This is a genomic window from Rhodococcus sp. R1101 (assembly GCF_000278445.1).
GTDB lineage: Bacteria > Actinomycetota > Actinomycetes > Mycobacteriales > Mycobacteriaceae > Rhodococcus > Rhodococcus gordoniae.
Genome location: NZ_AJVB01000291.1, coordinates 1 through 4,712, shown reverse-complemented (window position 1 = coordinate 4,712; position 4,712 = coordinate 1). Strand labels below are relative to the sequence as shown.

Here is a 4,712-nt window from a genome sequence, read left to right as displayed (position 1 = left end):
CCCGAAGAACACCGGCCGCTGCACCGCGGGCGCGGGGAGGTGTGGGTGCCGGCGGTGCTGCGGCCGGTGTTCTTCGGGATGCGACTGTTGCCGCGCGCGATCTGGCGGCGGATGCCGCGATGACACCTGCCGTAACCCGCCACGGCGCCGTCGGACAAGGACGGCTCCGTGCCCAGCAGTAGCGTAGAGAGCTCGGGACATGAAATGAGTGGCTCGAAGACGAGTTCGATGAACTGTGGCCGACCCCGGGCTTGATCCCGGAATGTAGGTCATGCCCGACTGATCGCGATTCGGAGTCGACCGAGTCGCCTTCGCGCAGACGGGCTGTTGTCGATTGCCGGGCGGTACAGCCCTTGTCGGCACAGATCCGGTCGTCGGGGACCCGGGCCCGAGCGTTGCGCTGGTAGATCTTGGCCCGCGGCGCTGCATCGAGCCGGGCCCGATCAGGATTCCATCCATGAGGCGACCGAAGTGCTGGTCGGATCAGCTGTACGAGACCGACATGCAGGACGGTCGGACGGCCGTCTACCCCAGGACATGGTCGAGCGCCTACTTCCGCCGCGACAAACTCACGGTTCGAAACCGACCGATTTTGCGTTTGTTTCGTTTGCTGCGTATATTTCATTCGGAGGAGGTGGGCGATGTCCGCGATCGAACGTCCCAGTGCCATGGAGCAGGAGCAGGCACGACAGGCACTGAACGCTCTGCGGGACGTCAAACCCGGTCCCGACACGGTCGACGTCACCGTCGCGGGGACAACCGAGTCCGTGCATCTGCCGAGCGCGGCCCTGGAACTGATCAAAGACGTCTTGGCCAACATGGCTGCCGGCCAGGGAGTGACTGTCGTTCCCGCCCATGCCGAGCTGACCACCCAACAGGCAGCCGAGCTGCTCAACGTCTCGCGCCCGCACGTGATCAAACTCCTCGACCGAGGTCTCATCCGCTACCGGCTCGTGGGCCGGCACCGCCGGATCCTGGCATCGTCACTTCTCGAGTACCGGCGTACCCAGCAGCGAGATGCGCGCGGGGCGGCGGACGAGCTGGCCGCGCTGTCCGAGGACCTCGGACTCTACTGACGTGACCTTCATCGTCCTCTACGACGCGAACGTGCTGTACCCGAATGTGCTGCGGGACGTCCTTATCCGCCTGGCCCAGACCGGTTTGGTGCATGCACGGTGGAGCGAGCGGATTCTCGACGAGACGTTCCGCAATCTCGCTGCCGACCGACCGGACATCCCCACCGACACCCTGGCCAGGCTGCGGGAGCTGATGAACCGAGCGGTGCCGGACTGTGTGGTCACCGGGTACGAGGTGCTCATTCCGGCGTTGAGGCTGCCCGATGAGGACGACCGGCATGTGCTTGCCGCGGCGATCCGCTGCAGCGCGCAGGTGATCGTCACCGCGAACCTGCGTCATTTCCCCGATACCGAACTTGCCCAGTTCGGCATCCAAGCCCTGCACCCGGATGAGTTCGTCATGGATCTGTTCACGCTCGACGGGGCGCGGGTACACCAGGCGATCAGCGCTACCGCCGCGGCGTGGCGCAACCCGCCCGGTACACCGGCCGACGTATGCGACCGCCTCGCCGCAGCGGGCTTACCGATCTCCGCCGCAGCGTTGCGCCGCTGAAGATCACGATGCACGCCCGCGACCGTGTTGTTCCGAGACCACCTTGTGAACACCCTGAACTGGTGCGTTGATCCACTGCGGAGGGCGAACCGAGGTTCTGAGACGGCACGGCGGTGCAACGCATCCTGGTGGACCGGGTCGGTCTCGAGGACGAACCTGCACGCTTTGCCGTCGGCTACTGCCCCACACCCGGCGAGGTGCTCGATCGACCCAACTTGCCTGCTCAGCTGCGGCGGGATTCGAGCAGCCGCAGCCAGATTTCGCTGATGGTGGGGTAGGACGGCACCGCATGCCACAGGGTGCCCAGCGGCACCTTGCCGACCAGGGCGATGGTGGCGGCGTGGACGAGTTCGGCGACCTCCTGGCCGACGAAGGTCGCGCCGACGAGGGTGTCGGTGGCCCGGTCGACGACGAGCGCGGCGTGCCCGGCGTAGTCGTCGCGGGCCAGCGCGGCGCCGGCGACATCGAGGTCGGCCTCGAGGACCTCGACGTCGAATCCGTCGGCGCGGGCCTGGTCGGCGGTGCGGCCGACCGCGGCGATCTCCGGGACGGTGAAGATCACCTGCGGGATCTGCCCGTGGTCGGCGCTCGCCCGGAACCGGGGTCCGTCGGTGGGGCGGTTCTCGGCGCGGGCGGCGATGACGTCCCCGCACACCCGCGCCTGGTATTTGCCCATGTGGGTCAGCGCGGCGCGACCGGCGATGTCCCCGACCGCGTAGAGCCACTGCCCGCCCACCCCGTCGACGGTCAGATCGTCGGCGACGCTCACCTTCCCGTCGGACAGACCCACAGTGTCGAGACCGAGCCCGTCGAGGGTGGGCCGGCGGCCGGCGGCGACGACGATCTCGTCGACCTCGACGGTGCTGCCGTCGGACAGTTCGACGGTGGCGGGGCCGCCGTGGATGCGGCCGACGCCGGTGTCCTTGACGTCGGAGCGCTGCACCGAGCGGATCTCGGTGCGGTACCGCACATTCAGGCCCTTGTGGGCCATGCGGTCGGCGACGCGTTCGGCGGCGAACGGCTCGACGCGCGGCAGCAGCCGGTCGCCGCGCACCGCGACGGTGAGTTCCTCGGCGCCGAGTTGCCGCAGCCAAGTGACGGTTTCACAGGCAACGACCCCGCCGCCCACGACCAGCACCCGGTGGGGGACCTCGAGCAGGTTCGTCGCGTCGCGGGAGGTCCACGGACGGGCGTCGCGCAGCCCGGGCAGGTCCGGAATCGACGGGACGGTGCCGGTGGCCAGCACGACGGCGTGCCGAGCCTGCAGACGACGTGGCCCGTCGCCGCCGGTGACGGTGACGGTGCGTTCGCCGGTCAGGCAGCCGCGGCCGCGCACGACGTCGATGCCCGCGCCCGTGGCCCAGTCGACCTGGGAGCTGTCGTCGCGATGGTGGGTGAAGCCGTCGCGACGGGCCAGCACGGCGGGCACCTCGACGCCGTGGGCGCTGATCTTGTCGGCGACGCCGGGCATGTTGCGGGCGGTGGCGAGCACCTGGGTGGGACGCAGCAGCGCCTTGCTGGGCATGCACGCCCAGTAGGAGCATTCACCGCCGACGAGTTCGTGTTCGACGAGCACCGCGGTGCGGTCGCTGCCGGCGATGGCGTACCGGGCGGCGTTCTCCCCGGCCGGTCCGGCGCCGAGCACGATCACGTCGTAGGTGTCGGTTTCCCCCGTCGCACCGGTCATGGCTTCACGGTAGGTGGGGATGCGGCCGCTGCGCGGGGGTTCGGTGGCACCGGTCCGGTTCGCGAAGTCCGCCGTGTGGGGCTGGTCAGCGCAGGTGCGGGGAGTCGGCGTCGAACACCAATCCCATGGGGGCGAGCACCCGCACCACCTGCTCGGCGGTCCACTCGTCCAGATCGCACAGCAGCACCGACCGCCACGGGGTGACGATCACCGGACGGTCGACGGCGGCAAGGAATTCCGCGAGGCGGGCGGGGAGGATCCCACCGGGCAGGCCGCCGGCGAGGGTGACCGCCCCGTCGGGCTGGTCGAGCCAGCCGATCGGTGGTTGCGGCCCCGCCGGGACCGGCTCCGGGTCACCGGTGGGGTCGGTCGGTGGGTCGAGCAGCGCGTCGGCGGCGTCGGCGGGGTCGACGCGCACCCCGGTGTCGGCGCCGTCGCGGATCACCGCGAACCGGCCGTCGGGGCGGGCGAGGACCGCGACGGTGGGGGCGAGGGCGACGATGTCGCCGGTGCCGTCGTCGAGCCCGACCACCGTGCCGGCCGGCACCGGCTGCTCGACGATCCGTGCCCCCACGGTGGCGGTGAGCTCGCGCAGGTCGCGGTGCCCGCCGATACGGCCGCTGAGCGGGGAGACGAGAAGCCGTGCGCGGGTGGGCACGTCGACGGTCAGACCGGCGGAAGTGAGAGCTGCGGCGATGGCGGCAGGGTCGCCGCGCACCTGCAGCTGGGCGTGGGCGGTCAGATGCAGTTCGCCGCCGCCGTGGGTGTGGGCGAGCTCGGCGAGCACCTGTATCTGCGGAGAGGTCAGGTGCCCGGCGGGCAGGTGCACGTCCACAGCGGTATCGGCCATGCCCGCCAGGGTAGAACGCGCCGGACGCGGGACGCGCGGCGCCGGTGGACGGTGCGGTTTGTAGGGTGGGATCCATGCCCGATTCGACGCCCCCGACATTCGCGGACCTCGCCGCCGCCACGTTCGTGCTGCTGACCACCTACCGCACGGACGGCAGCGCGGTGGGCACCCCGGTGTGGGCGGCGCCCGAGGGGAACCGGCTGCTGGTGTGGACGGTCGCCGATGCCTACAAGGTGCGGCGGCTGCGCCGAGATCGACGGGTGTCCCTGGCGATCTGCGACGCGCGCGGCAACCCGAAGTCGGTGGCGGTGCCCGGCACCGGGGAGGTGCTCGACGCCGGCGGGTCGGCGCACGCGCGGTCGGTGATCGCCCGCAAGTACGGGCTGCTCGGCCGGCTGATCGTCGGCGCGAGTGTGCTGCGCCGCGGCCGCACCGGCACCGTGGGCCTGGCGTGTGTGCTCGGCTCCGCCGACGAGATCGCCGGTCGGTAGGCGCTGTGGCCCGCTCTCACACCTACCGGTCCCAGGCGGTCGCGGTGGCCCTCGC

General features: G+C 70.8%; 5 protein-coding genes and 1 pseudogene. 4 read left to right on the top strand and 2 right to left on the bottom strand.

Annotation, left to right across the window (positions count from 1 at the left end):
* The 3 genes and pseudogenes from R1101_RS31060 to R1101_RS0116165 all read left to right on the top strand — a co-directional run.
* A pseudogene (locus tag R1101_RS31060) lies at positions 1–123 on the top strand (oxidoreductase); the annotation flags it as partial.
* A gap of 518 nt (positions 124–641) precedes the next feature.
* Complete coding sequence (locus R1101_RS0116170) at positions 642–1,076, top strand: helix-turn-helix domain-containing protein (protein WP_016934422.1); 435 nt, start codon at positions 642–644, stop codon at positions 1,074–1,076.
* A 1-nt stretch (position 1,077) separates the two neighbouring features.
* Positions 1,078–1,629 (top strand): PIN domain-containing protein, encoded by a 552-nt coding sequence (locus R1101_RS0116165; RefSeq protein ID WP_016934421.1) that lies wholly within the window; start codon positions 1,078–1,080, stop codon positions 1,627–1,629.
* Positions 1,630–1,852: 223 nt separating this feature from the next.
* Here R1101_RS0116165 and R1101_RS0116160 read toward each other — a convergent pair whose 3' ends face one another.
* The gene (locus R1101_RS0116160) at positions 1,853–3,316 is read right to left on the bottom strand and encodes a dihydrolipoyl dehydrogenase family protein (RefSeq protein WP_016934420.1); all 1,464 of its coding nucleotides are present in this window, start codon (positions 3,314–3,316) and stop codon (positions 1,853–1,855) included.
* A gap of 85 nt (positions 3,317–3,401) precedes the next feature.
* Complete coding sequence (locus tag R1101_RS0116155; RefSeq protein ID WP_016934419.1) at positions 3,402–4,166, bottom strand: precorrin-3B synthase; 765 nt, start codon at positions 4,164–4,166, stop codon at positions 3,402–3,404.
* 74 nt (positions 4,167–4,240) lie between these two features.
* Here R1101_RS0116155 and R1101_RS0116150 point away from each other — a divergent pair, with 74 nt between their 5' ends.
* On the top strand, positions 4,241–4,657 hold the full coding sequence (locus R1101_RS0116150) for a PPOX class F420-dependent oxidoreductase (protein ID WP_016934418.1): 417 nt from the start codon (positions 4,241–4,243) through the stop codon (positions 4,655–4,657).
* Positions 4,658–4,712: the final 55 nt, after the last annotated feature.

Excerpts from the sequence above, each read along its gene's own strand:
- R1101_RS0116170 (WP_016934422.1), top strand. The coding sequence starts at position 642 with ATGTCCGCGATCGAACGTCCCAGTGCCATGGAGCAGGAGCAGGCACGA.
- R1101_RS0116160 (WP_016934420.1), bottom strand. The coding sequence starts at position 3,316 with ATGACCGGTGCGACGGGGGAAACCGACACCTACGACGTGATCGTGCTC.
- R1101_RS0116155 (WP_016934419.1), bottom strand. The coding sequence starts at position 4,166 with ATGGCCGATACCGCTGTGGACGTGCACCTGCCCGCCGGGCACCTGACC.
- R1101_RS0116150 (WP_016934418.1), top strand. The coding sequence starts at position 4,241 with ATGCCCGATTCGACGCCCCCGACATTCGCGGACCTCGCCGCCGCCACG.